This is a genomic window from Pseudomonas sp. SWRI51 (genome assembly GCF_014268825.1).
Classification (GTDB): Bacteria; Pseudomonadota; Gammaproteobacteria; order Pseudomonadales; family Pseudomonadaceae; genus Aquipseudomonas; species Aquipseudomonas farsensis.
The window spans coordinates 33,232-52,286 of sequence record NZ_JABWRG010000010.1; the positions used below are offsets into that span (position 1 = coordinate 33,232).

Consider the following 19,055-nt stretch of genomic DNA (forward strand, 5'->3'; position numbering starts at 1 on the left):
GTCAACCATTCCCATTGACGCCAAGGCAGAGGACAATAGGTATACAAAAGCCCTATCCGAGGAGCCCTAGATGTCCGTTCCAACCACGATGTTCCGCCTCACTGGCCGCGACTATCCGCCAGCCAGGCTGAGCCAGGCCAGCCTCATCGTCATCGACGCGCAAAAGGAATACCTGAGCGGCCCGTTGACGTTGTCGGGCATGGACGAGGCCGTGGCCAACATCGCCCGGTTGCTCGATGCCGCGCGCAAGGCTGGCCGGCCGATCATCCATGTCCGCCACCTCGGCACTGTCGGCGGGCGCTTCGACCCGCAGGGCGCAGGCGGCGAGTTTATTCCGGGGCTCGAGCCGCAAGGTGATGAAATCGTCATCGAAAAACGCATGCCCAACGCATTCAAAAACACCTCGCTGCACGAAACCCTGCAGCAGCTCGGCCACCTCGACCTGATCGTCTGCGGCTTCATGAGCCACTCCAGCGTCAGCACCACCGTGCGCCGCGCCAAGGACTACGGCTACCGCTGCACCTTGGTCGAAGACGCCTCGGCGACCCGCGACCTGGCCTTCAAGGACACGGTCATCCCGGCAGCACAGATCCACCAATGCGAAATGGCGGTCATGGCCGACAACTTCGCCTGCGTCGCCCCTACCGCAAGCCTGGTGTAAGCCTGCTACCGCCCGGCGGACGGGCGGAACCCGAAGAGCGCACGAAGGTCGAACGGCGGATTCAGCGACAGCAGATTCCGAGGTAAGACCATGAAGCTCAAAGGCAGTTTCGATGCAAGGCGCCTGCGCCCGCGTGAACCCGGCAACTGGGGTGCACGCCTGGCGGCGACCTTTGCCGTTGTGCTGTGCGCCTTGGGCACGGGGCTTGTCTTTGTTGGCATCGCCGGCCTGCTGGGGCACTACCCGGCATTCACCGAACTCAATGCCAACCGGCCACTGGCCGCTACCTTGGCGGTGGTCGGGCTGCTGGTCGTTTACCTCGGTGTGCGTCTGTGGCGGCGCAGCCGCGTACGCCGAGCCCAGGGCCTGAACATGTCGCCGCATCTGATGAAGAAGCACGACTGAGCCGTCATAGCACGTGGCCGATTCCATGGTTTTGCATGAGCCTGTACTGGCCTCATCGCAGGCTGTCGCCAGCTCCCACAGAGATCGCGCACAATCGCACTATTGAGTGCATTGCCCCAACTCTGTGGGAGATTCTATGGTTTTGTACAAGCCTGTTCTCGCCAGACACATTTCCCACAGGATTGGGTCCAACCAGCAATGTTGCGGTTGAGCACGGTCTCTGTAGGAGCTGGCGACAGCCTGCGATGAGGCCGGAAAAACCAGCACAGAGCTGCGCCCCAGCCCGCCCCCACGCTGCCCGAAGTTCTCTGGGCGAGAGCGGCCCCACTCGCGTAAACTACGCGGCACATGTGGAGGCTCCATGCAAGACGACGACTTTTCCCTGTTCAGCGCCGAGGTGCGCGGCGTCAAGCCGATCAAGCACGACCGCGCCGAGGTCGGCAAACCCAAGGTCGACCGCAAGAAGCTGGCCAGCCTGCGCCAGGCCGCGACCATCCGCAGCGACCAGCCGCTGGTGATCGACGGGCTGTCCGACCAGTTCGTCATCGACGTTGCCGCCGAAGACGAGCTGATGTGGCGCCGCGACGGTGTGCAGGAAAGCCAGGTCCGCAAGCTCAAGCTCGGCCAGATCGCCTTCGAAGGCAGCCTGGACCTGCACGGCATGAGCGTCGAAAAAGCCCGCGAAACCCTGTGGGCCTTCTTCGATGAGGCCACCCGCCTGGAAGTGCGCTGCGTGCGCGTCACCCACGGCAAGGCCGCGCGCATCGACGGCAAGCGCCCGATGATCAAGAGCCACGTCAATACCTGGCTGCGCCAACACCCACAGGTGCTCGGCTTTGCCTCGTGCCAGGCGCGCCACGGCGGCACCGGTGCCGTGTATGTGATGCTCAAACGAACCATGCTCGAAGGCCGCGACGAGTGATATCGCGCTTGCAGCGCAGTCGCCGCCGCCGTACCCTTCGCCTTTGCAACAATTTCCACAGGTAGATCCATGTCCCTGGAACAGAATTACACCGAGATCCTCAGCCAGCTGGGCGAGGACGTCTCCCGCGAGGGCCTGCTCGACACGCCCAAGCGGGCTGCGAAGGCCATGAAGTACCTTTGCCGCGGTTATGAACAGACGCTCGAAGAAGTCACCAACAACGCGCTGTTCAGCTCCGACAACAGCGAAATGGTGCTGGTCCGGGATATCGAGCTGTATTCGATGTGCGAACACCACATGCTGCCGTTCATCGGCAAGGCTCACGTCGCCTACCTGCCCAAGGGCAAGGTGCTCGGCCTGTCCAAGGTGGCGCGCATCGTCGACATGTTCGCCCGCCGCCTGCAAATCCAGGAAAACCTCAGCCGCCAGATCGCCGAAGCGGTCCAGCAGGTCACCGGCGCCGCAGGCGTTGCCGTGGTCATCGAGGCCAAGCACATGTGCATGATGATGCGCGGTGTCGAAAAGCAGAATTCCACCATGCTCACCTCGGTGATGCTCGGCGAATTCCGCGACAACCCTGCCACGCGCAGCGAGTTCCTCAGCCTGATCAAGTGATCGGCGCAGGTTCCGAGCCGGCCCCTTGGGGTCGGCTTTTTCATTTCAGGAGTTGCCCATGATCGTCAAAGCTCTGCGGGTCGGCCTCGGCCAGATCATCGTGTTCGGCGACTGGATCAGCCGCCCGGCCAAAAAGAAGCGTGATGCTGCGGCTCAGGCTGCGGTCGAGCAACAGGCCAAGGGCCTTGCGCTGTACCAGTTCCATGCCTGCCCGTTCTGCGTGAAAACCCGCCGCACCCTGCACCGCCTGAATGTGCCAGTGGCGCTGCGCGATGCCAAGAACGACCCGCAACACCGCCAGGCGCTGCTTGAGGGCGGCGGCCGGGTGAAGGTGCCGTGCTTGCGTATCGAAGAAGATGGCAAGGTGAACTGGATGTATGAATCCAAAGCGATCATTGCCTACCTGGACCAGCGCTTCGCGTAAAACCGGGTAGACATCTGTCGCCTGCATCGCGGGGCAAGCCCGCTCCTACAAAAGCAGCTTTCATGCCTCTTGTGGGAGCGGGCTTGCCCCGCGATGGCGCTAGTCAACCCACCATCGGCACATGCCGCGGGTGGCTGGCCACTCGCTCCAGCCACGCCCGCACCGCCGGGTAATCGGCCAAATCGAAACCGCCCTGTTGGGCCACGTGGGTGTAGGCATACAGTGCCACGTCGGCAATCGAATATTGCTCGCCGACCAGGTACGGCGTCATCTGCAACTGCCGCTCCATCACCCTCAGCGCCTTGTAGCCGCCCTTGTGCAGCTTGCGGTATTCCTCCAGGCGATCATCCGGCAGCCCCAGATAAAACTGGATGAACCGCGCCACGGCGATGTACGGCTCGTGGCTGTACTGCTCGAAAAACTGCCACTGCAACACCTGGGTACGCAAGCGCGGCTCGGTAGGCAGGAACTCACTGCCATCGGCAAGGAAGTTCAGAATCGCGTTGGACTCCCAGAGGCAGGTGCCATCCTCAAGCTTGAGCACCGGTACCTTTCCGTTGGGGTTCATCGCCAGAAACTCGGGGGTCTCGGTCTCGCCCTTGAGAATGTCCACCGCATGCCACTCGTACGGGCGGTCGAGCAGGCTGAGCATCAGCTTGACCTTGTAGCAGTTACCGGACTGGTAATCCCCATACACCTTGTACATCGGCCCTCCCCCTGCAGACGCAGTTGCGCGTTAATAGCCAATAGTTGGCGACTGTACGGCCAAATGCAATGGCTGCTGTATGACAAGGCTCGGGGAATGACGCGGTAGCCTGCAAAAATTGCTTACATCTGTACAAGGAACGACCTGATGACCGACCTCACTACCGCCCCGCTGCGGCCCCTGGCAGACAGTTCACCCACCGCCGTGGTGGCAGGTTTTATCGCCATGTTGACCGGCTACACCAGCACCCTGGTGCTGATGTTCCAGGCCGGCCAGGCTGCCGGTTTGACCCAGGGGCAGATTTCTTCGTGGATCTGGGCGCTATCGATTGGCATGGCGGTGTGCACCATCGGCCTGTCACTGCGCTACCGCACCCCCATCACCGTGGCCTGGTCGACGCCGGGCGCGGCGTTGCTGATCACAAGCCTGGGCGGGGTGCCTTACAGTGAGGCGATTGGCGGCTACATCATCTGCGCGCTGCTGGTACTGGTGTGCGGGGTGACCGGCAGCTTCGAGCGGCTGGTCAGGCGCATCCCTGCATCGCTGGCCTCGGCCCTGTTGGCCGGTATCCTGTTCCGTATCTGCAGCGAAATCTTCGTCGCCGTGCAGCACCAGACCTTGTTGGTGCTGGCCATGTTCATCAGCTACCTGGTGGTCAAGCGCCTGTCGCCGCGTTACTGCGTGCTGGCGGCGCTGGTGGTGGGCACGGCGCTGTCCGGCGCTTTGGGCCTGCTCGACTTCAGCGGCTTCCACCTGGAACTGGCAACACCGGAGTGGACCACGCCGAGCTTCTCGCTGGCGGCGGCCATCAGCATCGGTATCCCGCTTTTTGTGGTAGCGATGACCTCGCAGAACATGCCCGGCGTCGCCGTGCTGCGCGCCGACGGTTATCAGGTGCCGGCCTCACCGCTGATCTCGACCACAGGCCTGGCCTCGCTGCTGCTGGCGCCGTTTGGCTCGCACGGCATCAACCTGGCGGCTATCAGCGCTGCGATCTGCACCGGGCCGCACGCCCACGAAGACCCGCGCAAACGCTACACGGCAGCGGTGTGGTGCGGGATTTTCTACGGCATTGCCGGTATTTTCGGGGCGACGCTGGCTGCGTTGTTTGGCGCCCTGCCCAAAGAGCTGGTGCTGTCGATTGCGGCGCTGGCGTTGTTCGGTTCGATCATGAATGGGCTGAGCGTGGCCATGGGTGAAGCCCGCGAGCGCGAGGCGGCGTTGATCACGTTTATGGTGACGGCTTCGGGGCTGACGTTGTTCTCGATTGGTTCAGCGTTCTGGGGGATTGTGGCGGGGGTGATTACCTTGCTGATTCTTAGCCCGCGCAAGGGCTGATGGTGTAATCGAGGCGGTTGGGGCAGCGAGGGAGATTCTATGGTTCTGCGCAGGCTTGTACTGGCCTCATCGCAGGCTATCGCCAGCTCCCACAAAGACTGCGCATAACCACAATATCGGGGCCTGACCCGGAACTCTGTGGGAGCTGGCGACAGCCTGCGATGAGGCCCTGTGCCCCGTGGGCGCAAGGCCTCGGTCACTCACAGCCTGAAATGGCCCACCATGCCCTTCAAGTCATCACCCAAGCGTGCAAGCTCAATGCTCGAGCGGGCATTACCCTCCATCGCCAGCGCCGCCTGATCGGCGCTGCCGCGGATCTGCGTGACGCTGCGGGTAATTTCCTCGGCCACCGAACTCTGCTGCTCGGCGGCGGCGGCAATCTGCTGGTTCATCTGCTGAATCAACGACACCGCAGCAGCAATGCTGCCCAGCGCGCTTTCGGTCTGCAGCGCATCGGCCACCGCCAGGCGCACCAGCTCAGTGCTGCCACGGATCTGCGCCACCGATTGCTGGGCATTGCCGCGCAGGCTGGCCACCAGCCGCTCGATCTCCTCGGTGGACTGCCGGGTGCGCCGGGCCAGCGCCCGCACCTCATCAGCCACCACGGCAAAGCCACGGCCTTGCTCGCCAGCACGGGCGGCTTCGATGGCGGCGTTGAGCGCCAGCAGGTTGGTCTGCTCAGACACGCTCTTGATCACCTCCAGCACCCCGCCGATGGTCTGGATTTCGGCACTGAGGCTGTCGATGCCACTGCTGGCGGCTTCAGCCGCCGTGGCCAGTTGCTCGATGCGCTGCATGCTCTGGCGCACCACTTCCTGCCCGGAGCCGACCTTGTCGTCAGCCGCCTGCGCGGCTTGCGCGGCCTGCTCGGCGTTGCGCGCCACATCGTGCACGGTGGCGGTCATCTGCTGCATGGCAGTGGCCACTTGCTCGGTCTCTTCTTTCTGGCTGCCGACCTCGCGGTTGGTCTGCTCGGTCACCGCCGACAACGACTGGGCGCTGCCGGCCAATTGCTCGATACCTTGCTGCAAGCCGCTGACGATGCCGGTCAGGCCTTCGGCCATCTGTTGCATGGCGTGCAGCAGTTGGCCGACTTCATCCTTGCGCGGCACCTCGGCCTCGATGCCCAACTCGCCTGCGGCAATGCGCCGGGCGCGCTCGATGACCCGGCGCAGCGGCGCGACCACCGCGCGAGTGATCAGCCAGGCCGCCAGCACACCTGCCAGCAAGGCAAGCCCAGTGGCCACGATAATGGCCAGGACATTGCGCGCAAGCTCGCCCTGCATGGCCTGCTGCTGGGCCGCATAGGCCTGGTCGACCCGCGCAGTCGCTTGTTCGGCGCGGCTTTGCAGCTGCGTCTTGATTCCCTGCTCCTGGCTGAGCAAGTCGGTGTATTCGTTGAGTTTGTCGGAGAAGCTGGCAATGTGCCCGGCCACCTCACCCAGCACGCTCAGGTAACCTGGGTCGACCAGGCTGCCTTTGAGCTGCTCGACCAGGCCTGCTGCATCGACAGTTTGGGCGATACGCCCCTGGCCCGCGTCTTCGCTGCCCTTGCGGCTCTGGTCAAGGCGCACGCGAGCCTCATCCATGGCCTGCAGCATCAAGCGCGATACCTGGGCGACCTGGGTGGACTGCTCGAGGAATTCGCTGCCTTGCTGGCCTTGCGACTGTTTGAGGGTGTAGGCGCCATCATCGGCGAGGCCCGCCTGCATCATGTCGAGGTTGTTGGCAACGCTGGACACCGACCAACTGGCGGTGTCCAACGCCAGCTCCTTGGCTTGCACCGCCTGGACGAACTGCTCGAATGCCTGGCCGTACGCGCCCAGGTCGGCTTCGGCGCCCGCCAGCGCCGGCAGGCTCCTGGCGCGTTCGGTCAACGCCTGCAAGCCGCTGCGCAGGGCATCGGCTTCCTTGATGTCCGAGCGCAAAGCAAACGCCTGTTCGTGCTGGCGCAGGCGCAGCAGGTCGGTATTGAACTGGGTAAGCTGGCGCAGGCCGGCAAAGCTCTGGCCGACATGGTTGAGCGAATAAACGCCCAGGGCCGCCACCACCAACGTCAGCAGCAACACCAGCATGAAACCCAGGCCAAGCTTGCGGGCCATGCCCAGGTTTGCCAGAACACCGTGCCTGGTCGTCGCCATCACCGAATCCCCCTTGCCGTGTCGAGCTGCTGCGATAGGCAAGAGTGACAACCCCTGCGCCGCTCTCACAAGGGTTGAATGGCAAAGTGGTGTCATTTAGCTATGAGCGTGTCGCTTTCAGGCTGCTCAAGGTCGCCCTGCAAGCTGGAAGAACGCCTGCGCGCGGGTGTCCTGCCCAAAGGCGACATTGATGCGCAGCCAGTCGCAGTCGCGGCCCAACGGGTCGAAGGCGCTGCCGGGGGTCAACAGCACGTTATTGGCCAACGCTAATTGTTCCAGCGCAGCATGGCTGCGCCCCGGCACCCGCGCCCAGACAAACATCCCACCGCTCGGTTCACAGAAGACCTCCCAGCCACAGGCCTCCAGTTGCCTGAGCACGGCGGCCCGGTGTTGGCCTAGGCGCAAGCGCAGGCGTTGCGCGCTCTTGCGGTAGCTGCCGGTGACAAGCATCTGGTGGATCACCTGCTCGGCGAAGCGCGACGTGCCGATGCCGCTGACCATCTTCAGCTCGGCCAGGCGCCCAATCAGATCGGGCTCGGCGACCAGGTAGCCGACCCGCAGGGAACTGCTGAGGGTCTTGGAAAAGCTGCCCAGGTAAATCACCCGCTGCTCGCTGTCCAAGGTTGCCAGGCGCGTTGCCGGGCCGTCCTGGAAGTCGGCATACAGGTCGTCTTCGATGATGCGCAAGTCATGGGCCCGCGCCAGCTCCAGCAGCCGGTGCGCAACCTTGGGCGTGAGGCTGGTGCCGGTCGGGTTCTGGTACAGGCTGTTGATGAACAGGCAACGGGGCCGGTGCTCGGCGAGCAACGGCTCAAGCACGGCCAAGTCAGGGCCGGTACGGGTGCGCGGCACCTCAAGCATATGCACGCCGTGCTGACGCAACAGGTTGAACAGGTTGTAGTAACCGGGGCGCTCGACCAGCACTGTGTCACCCGGCAGCAGCAGCGTGCGCACCAGCAAGTCGAGGGCATGGCTGGCGCCCTGGGTGGTGAGGATGCGCTCGGGCTCGGCGGCGATATGCAGCTGGGCCAAACCCTTGTGTAATTGCAGGCGCAGGCTGGCCAGGCCCTGCGGCGGGCAATAGTCGAACAGTGCCTGCGGCTCGCCACGGCTGACCTGGCGGATGGCATGGGCCAGCTCCGCCTCGGCGCGCCAGCCCAGCGGCAGCCAGCCACAGCCGAGCCTCAGCAGTTGCTGCTCACCTTCTACGAACTGGCGCCAGCGGCCATCGCCACTGACGCTCCAGACGCTGCCAGCATCATCGGCCAGCCCGGTATTGCGCTGGGCAACAAAGAAGCCCGCACCGTGCCGTGGCACCAGCCAGCCGCTGGCCACCAGCCGGTCGTAGGCCTCGATCACGCACGAGGCGCTGACCCCCTGCCCTTTGGCCAGGCTGCGAATGGACGGCAGCCGGGCTCCGGGGCGCAGGCGCTGCCGCGCGATCCAGCCTTGCAGCTGTTCGGTCAGTTGCTGCACCAAGGGCGTGCCGAGAGAACGGTCAAGATTGAGCTGCATGGGCAAAGTGTTTGCTGATTATGGCCAAACAGTAAAGCACAAACGGCCAGCCAGTGTGCCTTGTTGGCAACCCCGCCAGCCCGGATGCTGCCGGCAACCTCAATGACTGTGCGGAACTGCCCATGCCTATTCGCCACGCCCCAGCGCGCCTGGCTTTTGCCCTGTGCCTGATCACCCTTGCCGTTAACCTGCAGGCCCCGCTGTACATCGCCTATGCAGACTTGTCAGGGCGCGGCGCCGCGGCCACCGCCGTGGCGTTTTCCGGTTACGTGCTGGGCGTGCTACCCGTGCTATTGGCCTTGGGCGGGCTCCCCGAGCGCATTGGCCGCCGGCCACTGATTCTGGCCGCCCTAGGCCTGTCGATAACGGCAACTCTGCTGACCCTGCTGGCGCCTGGCCTGGAAGCGTTGGCGGCGGCGCGGCTGCTATTGGGGCTGGGTACCGGGCTCGCCTCAGCCAGCGGCGTTGCCTACCTGGGCGAACTGCTGGGCGACCAGGACAGCAGCCGCGCCGCCAATTGGTTCACCGCCAGTACGTCGCTGGGGTTCGGCCTGGGGGCAGCACTCACCAGCCTGTTCCTGCTAAACGGGCCGACACTCACACCGGGCAGCTTTTATCTGCAACTGGTGCTCGCCACACTCGCCCTTTTGCTCGTCTGGAACCTGCCGGACCTGCGCTCCAAAGTCCGCACCCCGATGCTGCGCCTGCCCAGCTACCCCGCCGGCAGCCTGGCTTACGGCTTGGCAATGCTCTTGGCCTGGGCCTGTAGCGGGCTGGTGATAGCCCTGCTTCCAGGCATTCTGCACCAGCATGGCCTGAGTGCCTGGTCCGGCTTTTCGACCTTTTGCGTGATCAGTTGCGGCTTGCTGTTCCAGCCCTTGGCCCGGCGCCTGCCCAGCGCCAAATCGGTCATGCTGGGCTTGCTGATTCTGCCGTGCAGCTATGCGCTGCTGGCCTGGGGCGCAGACCGTGGCAGCCTGGCCTGGGTGCTGCTGGGCTCGTTTGCCGCCAGCAGTGCCTGTTATGGCTTCATCTACCTGGGCGGGCTGGCTGCGGTCAACCACCTGGCCGGCAGCGATAAAGTGCGCGCCAGTGCCGGTTTTTTCCTGCTGGCGTATCTGGGCTTCAGCCTGCCGGTGATCTTCACCGGCTTAGTGAGTGACTGGCTAGGCACGCGCATGGCATTGGAACTGTTCGGCGCCGCCTTGCTGCTGGGCTGCCTGGCAGTCTGCGCCAGCCTGCTTATCAGCCTTGAAGCGAGGAAGCATCATCAGGGGCACGGTTGTACTACTATCGTTCGCGGTGATCATGCGTGACGCGGCCCATCATCGGGGTCGATCATGCATCTTTCAAAGCCTCGTCCAGGAGAATTCGTCATGCCCCATACCAACCGCCGCTTCCTGCTCGCCAAACGCCCAGTGGGTGCCGTGCGGCGCGATGACTTCAGTTACGAGCAGGTTCCCGCCACCGAGCCGGGCGAGGGCCAGGTGCTGGTGAAGAACCTTTACCTATCGCTGGACCCGGCCATGCGCGGCTGGATGAACGAAGGCAAATCGTACATTCCGCCAGTCGGGCTCGGCCAGGTGATGCGTGCGCTGGGTGTCGGCGAGGTGGTTGCCTCCAACCACCCCGACTTCAAGCCAGGCGACCACGTGGGCGGCGCCTTGGGCGTGCAGGACTACTACACCGGTGACGCGCAAGGCCTGCACAAGATCGACCCGAGCCTTGCGCCGCTGCCGCGCTACCTGTCGGCACTGGGCATGACCGGCATGACCGCCTACTTCGCGCTGCTGGACGTTGGCCAGCCCAAAGCCGGTGACACCGTGGTAATTTCCGGCGCAGCCGGTGCCGTGGGCAGCATTGCCGGGCAGATTGCCAAAATCAAAGGCTGCCGCGTGGTCGGCATTGCCGGTGGCGCGCAGAAGTGCCAATACCTGGTCGATGAACTTGGCTTTGACGGCGTCATCGACTACAAGGCCGAAGACGTGGTGGCCGGGCTCAAGCGCGAATGCCCCAAAGGTGTGGACGTGTACTTCGACAACGTGGGCGGCGACATCCTCGATGCCGTGCTGTCACGCCTGAATTTCAAGGCCCGCGTAGTGATTTGCGGCGCCATCAGCCAGTACAACAACAAGGAAGCGGTAAAAGGCCCGGCCAATTACCTGTCGCTGCTGGTCAACCGTGCGCGCATGGAAGGCTTCGTGGTCATGGACCACGCCAAGGAATACGGCAAGGCCGCGCAAGAAATCGCCGGCTGGCTGGCCAGCGGCAAGGTCAAGAGCAAGGAAGATGTGGTGGAAGGGCTGGAGACGTTCCCGGAAACGCTGCTCAAACTGTTCAGCGGGGAAAACTTCGGCAAGCTGGTGCTGAAGGTCTGAGGGCGGGATAGGCCTTCAAACAGGTTGCAACCCCGTTGCGGGCTGCAACCCTATAGCGGCAGCGCGTGGTCCCTGTGGGAGATTCCACGGTTTTGCGCAAACCTGTACTGGCCTCATCGCAGGCTATCGCCAGCTCCCACAGAGACCGCGCCAGGCCTCTATATCGATGTAAGACTCAATCTCTGTGGGAGCTGGCGCCAGCCTGCGATAGGGCCTTGAGCTTAACCGCGAATTTCGGCTACCACGGCAGCCAGCGCCTGGGCCGGGTTTGCGGCCTGGCTGATCGGGCGGCCAATGACCAGATAATCGGAGCCTGCATCCAGCGCCTGGCGCGGGGTAAGGATACGGCGCTGGTCATCCTGGGCACTACCCGCAGGGCGAATGCCCGGCGTCACCAGTTGCAGCGACGGGTGGGCAGCCTTGAGCGCCGGCGCTTCGAGCGCCGAGCACACCAGGCCATCCATACCCGCCTTCTGCGCCAGCGCTGCCAGGCGCAGCACCTGCTCCTGCGGCTCGATATCCAGGCCGATACCGGCCAGGTCTTCACGCTCCATGCTGGTCAGCACCGTAACGCCGATCAGCAGCGGCTGCGGGCCGCTGCGCTTGGCCAGCTCTTCACGGCACGCCGACATCATGCGCAGGCCACCGGAGCAGTGCACATTGACCATCCACACACCCATCTCGGCAGCGGCCTTGACCGCCATCGCCGTGGTGTTGGGGATGTCATGAAATTTCAGGTCGAGAAACACCTCGAAGCCCTTGCTGCAGAGGGTTTCGACAATACCCGATGCACTGCTGGTGAACAGTTCCTTGCCAACCTTGACCCGGCACAGGGCGGGGTCGAGCTGGTCAGCCAGCTTCAGGGCAGCGTCACGGGTGGGGAAATCCAGGGCGACGATCAGGGGCGTCTGGCAGACGGACATGGGCAGCGGTCTCTTGGCAAGTCTTGAACGGCGCGCATTGTAAACGAAGTGGCGCACGCTTTGGGGCCCGCGGGTCAGCAGAATTGGCCCGACCGCACACGGCTCCTATAATGGAACCATCGCAGGCGGACATGGCTCGAATGCCATGAAAGCGTTGCCCTATACGCTTTGCAGGAGAACGACGATGCCTTGGTATGCCTGGTTGATACTGTTAGTTGCCCTCGGCTCGATTGTCGGCGGGTTGATGATGTTGCGCGATACCGCAAAAAAACTGCCGCTGACCGAGGAGCAGTTGAAGAAAGTCCATGAGCGCAATGCCGAAATGGACGCCAAGGAAGCGCGGGATCGCTGAACCTTGGTTGCCGGGAGCCGGCCTGAGCCCGGCTCCCGCCACCGCGGGCTTACTCCACGGTAAGCCTGTCGCGATTGCGATCAAGCAATGCCTTACCGATTCCTTTGACCTCAAGCAACTCATCTACCGATGTGAATGGACCATTGGCCTCGCGATAAGCGACTATAGCCTGCGCCTTGGCATGGCCAATACCATTGAGCCCGCCCTGCAAGGTTTGCGCATCGGCCTGGTTGAGAGGGATCAATTCGGCTTGGGCGGCCATAGCCGTTATGGCTGGCTGCTGCATGCTGGCAACAGGTAACGCAGTAGCAGCTTGTGCAGCAGTGGCGGACAGCGAGAAGCTGGCGATCAGCGGAAAAAGGAAGCTGGCGATCAGGGTGTTACGCATGGTGAAACTCCTTGTAGATGACATTCCATTACGCAGCATGGGTATTGCTGCGAGTTGAAGACTAGCCAGCACTAGCTCAATGTGAAAGCACGAGAAGTGGGCAAATCATTTCCAAATGGAACAGCTGACAGCAGTATCCCAAGCCATTGTAAGAAAGAGTATTTTATGTAGTGCGAATAGAACTCTACAGACAGCCTACGCACCGACACCGATTTATCTGGAGATGGCACCCTCGCACTGCTCAACTTATCATATAGCTCACTGAAAACGGATATTTCCTGAAGCGACAAGCAACCTAGCAGGCAAATTGATATCCCACGCTTAGCGCAGCATCAGAAGCCTGATACTCATAGAGTGCCTGCCGAACTTTAGCACCAGGCACGGTTTTCCACCGTGACGTAGTCGAACTGCGCTTCATTGAACTGTTCGCCTACTTGACCGACGTAGATGAGTCCGCAGGGCCCCATGCATTTATACCGGGCAGCCAGAACTCTTCGGCCTTCAGCAAAATGAAATGGCATTCAGACGATGAAGTGACGCAGCATTTCGGCAGCGACAGTATTCACTACATAACCGGCGCCAAAGGAAGTTCATTCTTAGAGAATACCTGTGGCTTGCACAAGGGCCGAATGCCAACGCAAAAGCCGAGACTGGCGTTTCAAGTTCAGTATTCCTTGCATCCAATCACGGCCTACCGGTACACACCCCAACAACGTGCAGCCTCACATGCGCAACACGACCGCTATATCAACAGGTTGTACCTGCAACCTTGAATGACTGCGCCAGGAGGGCCTTGCCTGGCGACTCCAAACACCCTGCGCGTGGTGAATGATACAACCTGTATCACTCACCCTTTGCAGCGGGCGACTAGCCTGAGTGGGACTTGCTCGAAAATGGCAAAAATGCGTTTAACAACCTTTTATTTTCGGCATAAACAGCGATACCTTTTGCCAGCAGCAGAGAGACGGCGATTGCCACACTAGCGACTAACAGGGAGCGCCATAGCGACCCGTAAATCATTTCCTGCGCCACGCCCAACGCAAACAATAGAATGGGAAAATGCACAACATAAAGCGTGTAAGAGTAACTTGCATGCCCCGAGAACCAAACTGGAAATCTGACTGCGTTGCCGAGCAGCAACGCCAGAAAACAAGCGAACCATACGCCGGACACCAACCTGAAGTGGTTCAATGGATCTGCAATACCGCCTTTGGCCCAAGCATCCCCGGACAATGATCGCCATACGATAAGTGCCGTTAGAATACTCAAAGCAATGATACCCCACGCAAAAAAAGCGTTTCTCATTTGGGGCCGGCGCTGATGATAGAAAGCCAGTGCAAAACCGCAGAACCAGACGGGTGCCAGCATGAAAAATATTCGGCTCTTATGGGTCACTAGAACAGTCAGCACCACGAGCCCAACAGAAAGTAAGCGGCGGGTCGGCCATACCACGATGGCAGCAGCTAAAACGTAATACCACGCTTCGATCGAAAGGCTCCACAGCGGGCCATTGGTAAGCGGCGTCAGGGTTGTAAATCCGTTCAGAAATGCGAGAGCCCCGAGTAGCTCATTAAAAGCCACCGTATACTCATCACGCACAAAAGTCGCCCCTGGAATGCTCAGATAAGCATGACTGCCGGACGCGAAGAATAGAGGCGCCAAAGCGCCCAAAACCACCATAAGCACGATAGCGGCAAAGAGCGGAGGGTAAAGCCGTAGCGCTCTGTCACGGCCATATTGACTGATGTTGAAACCTGCGTTCCTAGCCGAATTATTACAAATAGACTTCCCTATCAGGAATCCGCTGAGTACAAAAAACACCATGACAGCCATCTGCGTAAAGAAGCCCACCACTGTCAAACCTTGCTTGATCGTGGGCAGCAGCAATATCTGATATGCATGGCCAACGACAACAATCAGTGCTGAAAGCGCACGAATCGAATCCAATTGGGACGACACTTCCGGACTGATGCGAGACAAGGCCCCACCCTCTATAGTATTGAGAACCAGCACCCTGCTGCAGGTTCATGGTGTTTAATAAAACTCACTGACCTACATCACAGAATCAGTTTCGCCACCCGGAGATCCTGAACGTTTCAGGAGCCACACTCAGCCTTCCCCGCCTGATACCGCAACGCCAACAGCAACAAAGGCGCCCAAGCCAGCAGCACACCAACGCCGCCGTCCAACCTGCCGGTGCCGATCAGATAAGCCACAGGCCACAGCCAACAAAGGTTGATCAGTAACACAGCCAGGGTCACCGGCAAGTGCCGGCCATAACGGCGCGATGCATATTGATAGGCGTGGCTGCGGTGTGCCTCGTAGACCTTGTCGCCGCGCAGCAAGCGACGCAGCAAGGTTACCGTGGCATCGACGATGAACACGCCCAGCAGCACCAGCCAGGCACAGAACAGGTCCGACGAGACCCACGCCGCCTGCAGCGACAGCACGCCCAAGGCAATGCCTAGGAAACCACTGCCCGCGTCGCCCATGAAAATGCGCGCAGGCGGGAAATTCCAGAACAGAAAACCCGCCACTGCCGCAGCCAGAATCAGCGGCGCAGGGATCAGCGCCCCGGCGCCGGTCAGCGCATACAGCGCGCACGCGCCCAGGCAGGTGGTGATTGCTTCGACACTGGCAATGCCATCAATGCCATCCATGAAGTTGTACAGGTTCAGCAGCCAAACCAGGTAGAACAACGCCAGCCCGTGGCCCCACCAGCCCATGTGCAGCTCTGTACCGAATACGCTCAGCGGCGCCAGGCCGCCGAGCCAGAACAACGCCCAGCCCGCAGCAGCGAAGTGCCCCAGCAACCGCCAGCGGGCGGCTATGTGGCCGTGGTCATCGAGAAAGCCCAGTACTGCGGTCAGCGCGCCGGCGCCAAACAGGCCCCAGGTGGCGTCAGCGCCAATGGCACCGGTGCCGTGCAACCAAATCAAGGCAGCCAGAAATGCCACTACGATAGCGACGCCGCCACCGCGGGGCGTCGGCACGCTGTGCGAGCTGCGGGCATTGGGGATGTCGATAATACTGCGAGCCAGTGCATAGCGACGCAGCACCCAGGTCAAGGCCAAAGCCAGCAGGCCCACGGCCAGGGAAACCAGGGAAATTTGCACAATCCAAGGAGAATTCATGTTCAGCGTTCGTCCAGGTAATGCCGGGCGGTATGGTGGAAGGCCTGGTCGACCGAAACCACCGGTGTCCAGTTCAGCAGCCGATGATTCTTGGCAATGTCCACCTGCAGCGAGCCGCACAAACGCTGAGCCATGGCACGCCGGCCGAGGCAGCTTGCAACCAGTTGCAGGCAGGCCGACGGCACCGATAGCAGCCGTGCCGGGCGGCCTAGTGCTGCGCCCAGGCGGCGCAACAATTGTGCAGTGGAAAGGTCTTCCCCGTCGCTGGCCAGGAAAGTCTGGTTGGCCGCGCCGGGGTGTTCGACACAGGTAAGAATCAGGTCGGCAAGGTTGTCCAGGGCGACCAGGCTGCGGCGATTGTCGATGGCGCCGAACGGCAGCGGGACGCCGGCACACAGCCAGCGCATCATGCGCTGGAAATTGGCCTTGACCCCAGGCCCGTATACCAGCACCGGGCGCACGACCACCACCTCCATGCCAGTGGCCTGCGCCAACTCACGCAGAGCCTGTTCGGCTTCCTGCTTGGAGACCCCGTACGGATCGACCGGGCACGCCGGGTCATCAGCAGTGATAGGCTGGCCTGGCGCACTGGCCTCGCCGTTGACCTTGATCGAGCTGATGAACACGAAGCGCCGCACGCCAGCCTGGGCGGCCTGGCGGGCCAGGGCCAAGGTGCCGTCGACATTGGCCTTGCGAAACTCGGCCAAGGGGTCACCTGCGGTTTCGTGCATGACGTGCACCCTGGCCGCCGCATGTACCACCACATCAACCCCGGCCAGCGCCTCGCGCCAGTCGGCAGCGGCATCAAGAGCCGGCACCACGTGTACCCGCTCGCACTGCGCCAGGGGCATCGGGCGGCGCACTGCGGCTACCCACTGCAAGTCGTCTCGACCATGGGCGTAGCGAAGCAGCCCGGTGCCAACGAAACCGCTGGCACCGGTTAGTAGCAGGCGGGTCAACGCACCGCCCCCCGTGGCCGACGGATGTACTCGATCAGCTTGAACGGCAGCTTGCTCAGGACCATCAGCAGGTTGGTATAGACGCCGTTGCGTCGGCAAGCCTGGACGATCTCGGCATTCAGCCGAATGCTGCTGCGCAACCCGGAGGTGCTGACACCGCCGGCGCGCATGCGCACAAGCACCTGGTCGATGCGAGCCCAGGGCAATTTCTTTACCAGCAACAGGCGTACGAACATTTCATAGTCGGCGGAGATGCGGTACTGGGTGGAATACTCGCCGACCTGGGCGTAAGCCTCACGGCGCACGTAGGTACCTGGGTGCGGCGGCATCCAGCCGAAACGCAGCTTCCACGGCCGAAAGTTTGCCGCATCGTAATAGCGGGTCACCGTGGCCAGGTCGTCCGGCTCGACGAAGACGATGTCACCGTACGCCAACTGCGCCTGCGGGTTGGCCGCGAAGGCCCGGGCGACAGCGGCCAGGGCGTCGTCGGTTTCGAGGAAGTCGTCGGAGTTGAGAATGCCGATGACATCACCGGTCGCCAACGCGATGCCTTTGTTCATCGCATCGTACAAGCCCTTGTCCGGCTCGCTGACAACTGTGGCAATCCGGTCGCGGTAGCCGTTGACGATGGCCATGGTGTCATCCTTCGAGGCACCGTCGATGATGATGTACTCGATGTCGTCGTGGGTCTGGCGCAGTACCGACTCGATGGTGTCGCGAATGGTCGCCGCGCTGTTGTAGGCGACCGTAACCAGGGAAATCTTCACTCTGCGCTTACCTCGGCACGGCCATAGCGGTCTTCGAAACGAACGATGTCGTCCTCGCCCAGATAGCTGCCTGACTGTACTTCGATCAACTCAAGGTCAATGACGCCCGGGTTTTCCAAGGCGTGGACCTGGCCGATCGGAATGTAGGTGGACTCGTTTTCAGTCACCAGGTAGGTCTTGTCGCCGCGGGTGACTTTGGCCGCGCCGCTGACCACAATCCAGTGTTCGGCGCGGTGGTGATGCATCTGCACGGACAGCTTGGCCCCCGGAGCGACCGTAATGCGCTTGACCTGGTAACGCGGCCCGCTGTCGATAGAGTCGTAGCGGCCCCAAGGCCGATAAACTTCGCGGTGCACCGAAAACTCCGGGCGCTGGCCTTGCTTGAGCTGTTCGACAATGCCTTTTACCTGCTGGACATTGTCCTTGTGCGCCACCAGTACGGCGTCCTTGGTCTCGACAATCACCAAATGTTCGACGCCGACCGCCGCCACCAACCGATGTGACGACTGTACAAAGCTGTCGCGCACGCCACTGCACAGCACATCGCCCCGCTGTACGTTGCCTTCGGTGTCTTTGCTGCTCGCATCCCACAAGGCAGCCCAGGAGCCGATGTCGCTCCAGCCAGCGTCCAGAGGCACCAGCACAGCACCATCGGTCCGCTCCATCACCGCGTAATCGATGGAGTCGTCCGGGCAGCGCCCGAACAACTGCGCGTCCACCCGGGTGAAATGCATGTCGTGGGCGGCGCTGGCAAAAGCTGCCTGGCAGGCTTGGGCAATGGCCGGGGCGTGGCGCCCCAGCTCATCCAGGTAGCGGCTGGCGCGGAACATGAACATACCGCTGTTCCACAGGAAGCACCCGCTGTCGAGGTACTCCTGGGCCTTCTCGGCATCCGGTTTTTCAACGAAACGCTGCACCTTGAAGCCACCCGCGGCGAGCACTTCACCTTGCTCCAGGTAGCCGTAGCCGGTCTCCGCGTGGGTCGGCACAATGCCGAAGGTGACCAAGTGGCCGGCCTCGGCAAGGCGCTGAGCCTGACGAATGCTGGCATGGAACGCTTCAACGTCGGGAATCAGGTGGTCGGCAGCGAGCACCAGTAATATCGGGTCATCGCCACCGGCTCTGGCCTGCAACGCGGCCAGGGCGATAGCGGGTGCTGTGTTGCGCCCTACCGGCTCCAGCAGGATACTCGCCTGTTCGTGGCCACTGACCCGCAATTGTTCGGCGGCGAGGAAGCGATGTTCTTCGTTGCAGATGACAATGGCCTCGCCGCTGTCCAGGCCCCGCAGCCGCGCGAGGGTAGCCTGCAACATCGTGGCCTGAGCATCGACCAAGGGCAGGAACTGCTTGGGGCTCAGCTGCCGGGAGAGAGGCCAGAGGCGAGTGCCGGAGCCCCCCGCCATGATGACGGGTACGAACATCTGTAA

At 62.2% G+C, this 19,055-nt stretch carries 19 protein-coding genes; 9 read left to right on the forward strand and 10 right to left on the reverse strand.

Annotated features, from left to right (window positions below):
- The first annotated feature begins 70 nt into the window (after nt 1-70).
- The 5 genes from HU720_RS05880 to HU720_RS05900 all read left to right on the forward strand — a co-directional run bounded on the left by HU720_RS05880 (nt 71) and on the right by HU720_RS05900 (nt 3,027).
- Nucleotides 71-661 (forward strand): cysteine hydrolase family protein, encoded by a 591-nt coding sequence (locus HU720_RS05880; protein WP_186518080.1) that lies wholly within the window; start codon nt 71-73, stop codon nt 659-661.
- Between the two features lie 90 nt (nt 662-751).
- Nucleotides 752-1,066: a hypothetical protein gene (locus HU720_RS05885; RefSeq protein ID WP_186518082.1), complete on the forward strand. Its 315-nt coding sequence runs from the start codon at nt 752-754 to the stop codon at nt 1,064-1,066.
- A 361-nt stretch (nt 1,067-1,427) separates the two neighbouring features.
- Complete coding sequence (locus tag HU720_RS05890; protein WP_186518084.1) at nt 1,428-1,988, forward strand: Smr/MutS family protein; 561 nt, start codon at nt 1,428-1,430, stop codon at nt 1,986-1,988.
- A gap of 69 nt (nt 1,989-2,057) precedes the next feature.
- On the forward strand, nt 2,058-2,603 hold the full coding sequence (gene folE, locus HU720_RS05895) for a GTP cyclohydrolase I FolE (RefSeq protein WP_186518086.1): 546 nt from the start codon (nt 2,058-2,060) through the stop codon (nt 2,601-2,603).
- Between the two features lie 58 nt (nt 2,604-2,661).
- Nucleotides 2,662-3,027, forward strand: a complete 366-nt coding sequence (locus HU720_RS05900) for a glutaredoxin (RefSeq protein WP_186518088.1) — start codon at nt 2,662-2,664, stop codon at nt 3,025-3,027.
- Nucleotides 3,028-3,130: 103 nt separating this feature from the next.
- Here the strand turns inward: HU720_RS05900 and HU720_RS05905 are convergent, their stop codons facing one another.
- Nucleotides 3,131-3,733 carry a glutathione S-transferase family protein gene (locus HU720_RS05905; RefSeq protein ID WP_186518090.1) on the reverse strand — a complete coding sequence of 201 codons (603 nt, stop codon included), beginning with the start codon at nt 3,731-3,733 and terminating at the stop codon, nt 3,131-3,133.
- A 147-nt stretch (nt 3,734-3,880) separates the two neighbouring features.
- On the opposite strand from HU720_RS05905, the gene HU720_RS05910 reads away from it, so the two are divergent.
- A complete protein-coding gene (locus HU720_RS05910; RefSeq protein WP_186518092.1) occupies nt 3,881-5,071 on the forward strand; it encodes a benzoate/H(+) symporter BenE family transporter in 1,191 nt (396 codons plus the stop codon).
- A gap of 200 nt (nt 5,072-5,271) precedes the next feature.
- On the opposite strand, the gene HU720_RS05915 is transcribed toward HU720_RS05910, so the two are convergent.
- Complete coding sequence (locus tag HU720_RS05915; RefSeq protein ID WP_186518094.1) at nt 5,272-7,212, reverse strand: methyl-accepting chemotaxis protein; 1,941 nt, start codon at nt 7,210-7,212, stop codon at nt 5,272-5,274.
- 126 nt (nt 7,213-7,338) lie between these two features.
- The gene (locus tag HU720_RS05920) at nt 7,339-8,727 is read right to left on the reverse strand and encodes a PLP-dependent aminotransferase family protein (protein WP_186518096.1); all 1,389 of its coding nucleotides are present in this window, start codon (nt 8,725-8,727) and stop codon (nt 7,339-7,341) included.
- Nucleotides 8,728-8,849: 122 nt separating this feature from the next.
- On the opposite strand from HU720_RS05920, the gene HU720_RS05925 reads away from it, so the two are divergent.
- A complete protein-coding gene (locus HU720_RS05925) occupies nt 8,850-10,043 on the forward strand; it encodes an MFS transporter (protein WP_186518098.1) in 1,194 nt (397 codons plus the stop codon).
- 60 nt (nt 10,044-10,103) lie between these two features.
- Entirely contained in the window at nt 10,104-11,105 is a 1,002-nt protein-coding gene (locus tag HU720_RS05930) for an NADP-dependent oxidoreductase (protein ID WP_186518100.1), read from the forward strand.
- Nucleotides 11,106-11,326: 221 nt separating this feature from the next.
- Here the strand turns inward: HU720_RS05930 and pyrF are convergent, their stop codons facing one another.
- A complete protein-coding gene (pyrF, locus tag HU720_RS05935; RefSeq protein WP_186518102.1) occupies nt 11,327-12,028 on the reverse strand; it encodes an orotidine-5'-phosphate decarboxylase in 702 nt (233 codons plus the stop codon).
- Nucleotides 12,029-12,212: 184 nt separating this feature from the next.
- Between pyrF and HU720_RS05940 the strand changes: the two genes are divergently transcribed.
- Entirely contained in the window at nt 12,213-12,380 is a 168-nt protein-coding gene (locus tag HU720_RS05940) for a DUF2897 family protein (RefSeq protein ID WP_186518104.1), read from the forward strand.
- Between the two features lie 49 nt (nt 12,381-12,429).
- Here the strand turns inward: HU720_RS05940 and HU720_RS05945 are convergent, their stop codons facing one another.
- From HU720_RS05945 to HU720_RS05970, 6 genes are all read right to left on the reverse strand, one after another.
- Nucleotides 12,430-12,768: a ComEA family DNA-binding protein gene (locus HU720_RS05945; protein WP_186518106.1), complete on the reverse strand. Its 339-nt coding sequence runs from the start codon at nt 12,766-12,768 to the stop codon at nt 12,430-12,432.
- A gap of 867 nt (nt 12,769-13,635) precedes the next feature.
- Entirely contained in the window at nt 13,636-14,748 is a 1,113-nt protein-coding gene (locus HU720_RS05950; RefSeq protein WP_186518108.1) for an acyltransferase, read from the reverse strand.
- Between the two features lie 116 nt (nt 14,749-14,864).
- Complete coding sequence (locus HU720_RS05955) at nt 14,865-15,902, reverse strand: glycosyltransferase family 4 protein (protein ID WP_186518110.1); 1,038 nt, start codon at nt 15,900-15,902, stop codon at nt 14,865-14,867.
- Between the two features lie 2 nt (nt 15,903-15,904).
- Nucleotides 15,905-16,861: an SDR family oxidoreductase gene (locus tag HU720_RS05960; RefSeq protein ID WP_186518112.1), complete on the reverse strand. Its 957-nt coding sequence runs from the start codon at nt 16,859-16,861 to the stop codon at nt 15,905-15,907.
- Nucleotides 16,858-17,628, reverse strand: a complete 771-nt coding sequence (locus tag HU720_RS05965; RefSeq protein ID WP_186518114.1) for a glycosyltransferase — start codon at nt 17,626-17,628, stop codon at nt 16,858-16,860. The genes HU720_RS05960 and HU720_RS05965 overlap by 4 nt, the downstream gene beginning before the upstream one ends.
- Nucleotides 17,625-19,049, reverse strand: a complete 1,425-nt coding sequence (locus tag HU720_RS05970; protein ID WP_186518116.1) for a mannose-1-phosphate guanylyltransferase/mannose-6-phosphate isomerase — start codon at nt 19,047-19,049, stop codon at nt 17,625-17,627. Before HU720_RS05970 ends, HU720_RS05965 begins: the two co-directional genes overlap by 4 nt.
- Nucleotides 19,050-19,055 lie beyond the last annotated feature (6 nt).

Excerpts from the sequence above, each read along its gene's own strand:
- HU720_RS05880 (WP_186518080.1), top strand. The coding sequence starts at position 71 with ATGTCCGTTCCAACCACGATGTTCCGCCTCACTGGCCGCGACTATCCG.
- HU720_RS05885 (WP_186518082.1), top strand. The coding sequence starts at position 752 with ATGAAGCTCAAAGGCAGTTTCGATGCAAGGCGCCTGCGCCCGCGTGAA.
- HU720_RS05890 (WP_186518084.1), top strand. The coding sequence starts at position 1,428 with ATGCAAGACGACGACTTTTCCCTGTTCAGCGCCGAGGTGCGCGGCGTC.
- folE (WP_186518086.1), top strand. The coding sequence starts at position 2,058 with ATGTCCCTGGAACAGAATTACACCGAGATCCTCAGCCAGCTGGGCGAG.
- HU720_RS05900 (WP_186518088.1), top strand. The coding sequence starts at position 2,662 with ATGATCGTCAAAGCTCTGCGGGTCGGCCTCGGCCAGATCATCGTGTTC.
- HU720_RS05905 (WP_186518090.1), bottom strand. The coding sequence starts at position 3,733 with ATGTACAAGGTGTATGGGGATTACCAGTCCGGTAACTGCTACAAGGTC.
- HU720_RS05910 (WP_186518092.1), top strand. The coding sequence starts at position 3,881 with ATGACCGACCTCACTACCGCCCCGCTGCGGCCCCTGGCAGACAGTTCA.
- HU720_RS05915 (WP_186518094.1), bottom strand. The coding sequence starts at position 7,212 with ATGGCGACGACCAGGCACGGTGTTCTGGCAAACCTGGGCATGGCCCGC.
- HU720_RS05920 (WP_186518096.1), bottom strand. The coding sequence starts at position 8,727 with ATGCAGCTCAATCTTGACCGTTCTCTCGGCACGCCCTTGGTGCAGCAA.
- HU720_RS05925 (WP_186518098.1), top strand. The coding sequence starts at position 8,850 with ATGCCTATTCGCCACGCCCCAGCGCGCCTGGCTTTTGCCCTGTGCCTG.
- HU720_RS05930 (WP_186518100.1), top strand. The coding sequence starts at position 10,104 with ATGCCCCATACCAACCGCCGCTTCCTGCTCGCCAAACGCCCAGTGGGT.
- pyrF (WP_186518102.1), bottom strand. The coding sequence starts at position 12,028 with ATGTCCGTCTGCCAGACGCCCCTGATCGTCGCCCTGGATTTCCCCACC.
- HU720_RS05940 (WP_186518104.1), top strand. The coding sequence starts at position 12,213 with ATGCCTTGGTATGCCTGGTTGATACTGTTAGTTGCCCTCGGCTCGATT.
- HU720_RS05945 (WP_186518106.1), bottom strand. The coding sequence starts at position 12,768 with ATGCGTAACACCCTGATCGCCAGCTTCCTTTTTCCGCTGATCGCCAGC.
- HU720_RS05955 (WP_186518110.1), bottom strand. The coding sequence starts at position 15,902 with ATGAATTCTCCTTGGATTGTGCAAATTTCCCTGGTTTCCCTGGCCGTG.
- HU720_RS05970 (WP_186518116.1), bottom strand. The coding sequence starts at position 19,049 with ATGTTCGTACCCGTCATCATGGCGGGGGGCTCCGGCACTCGCCTCTGG.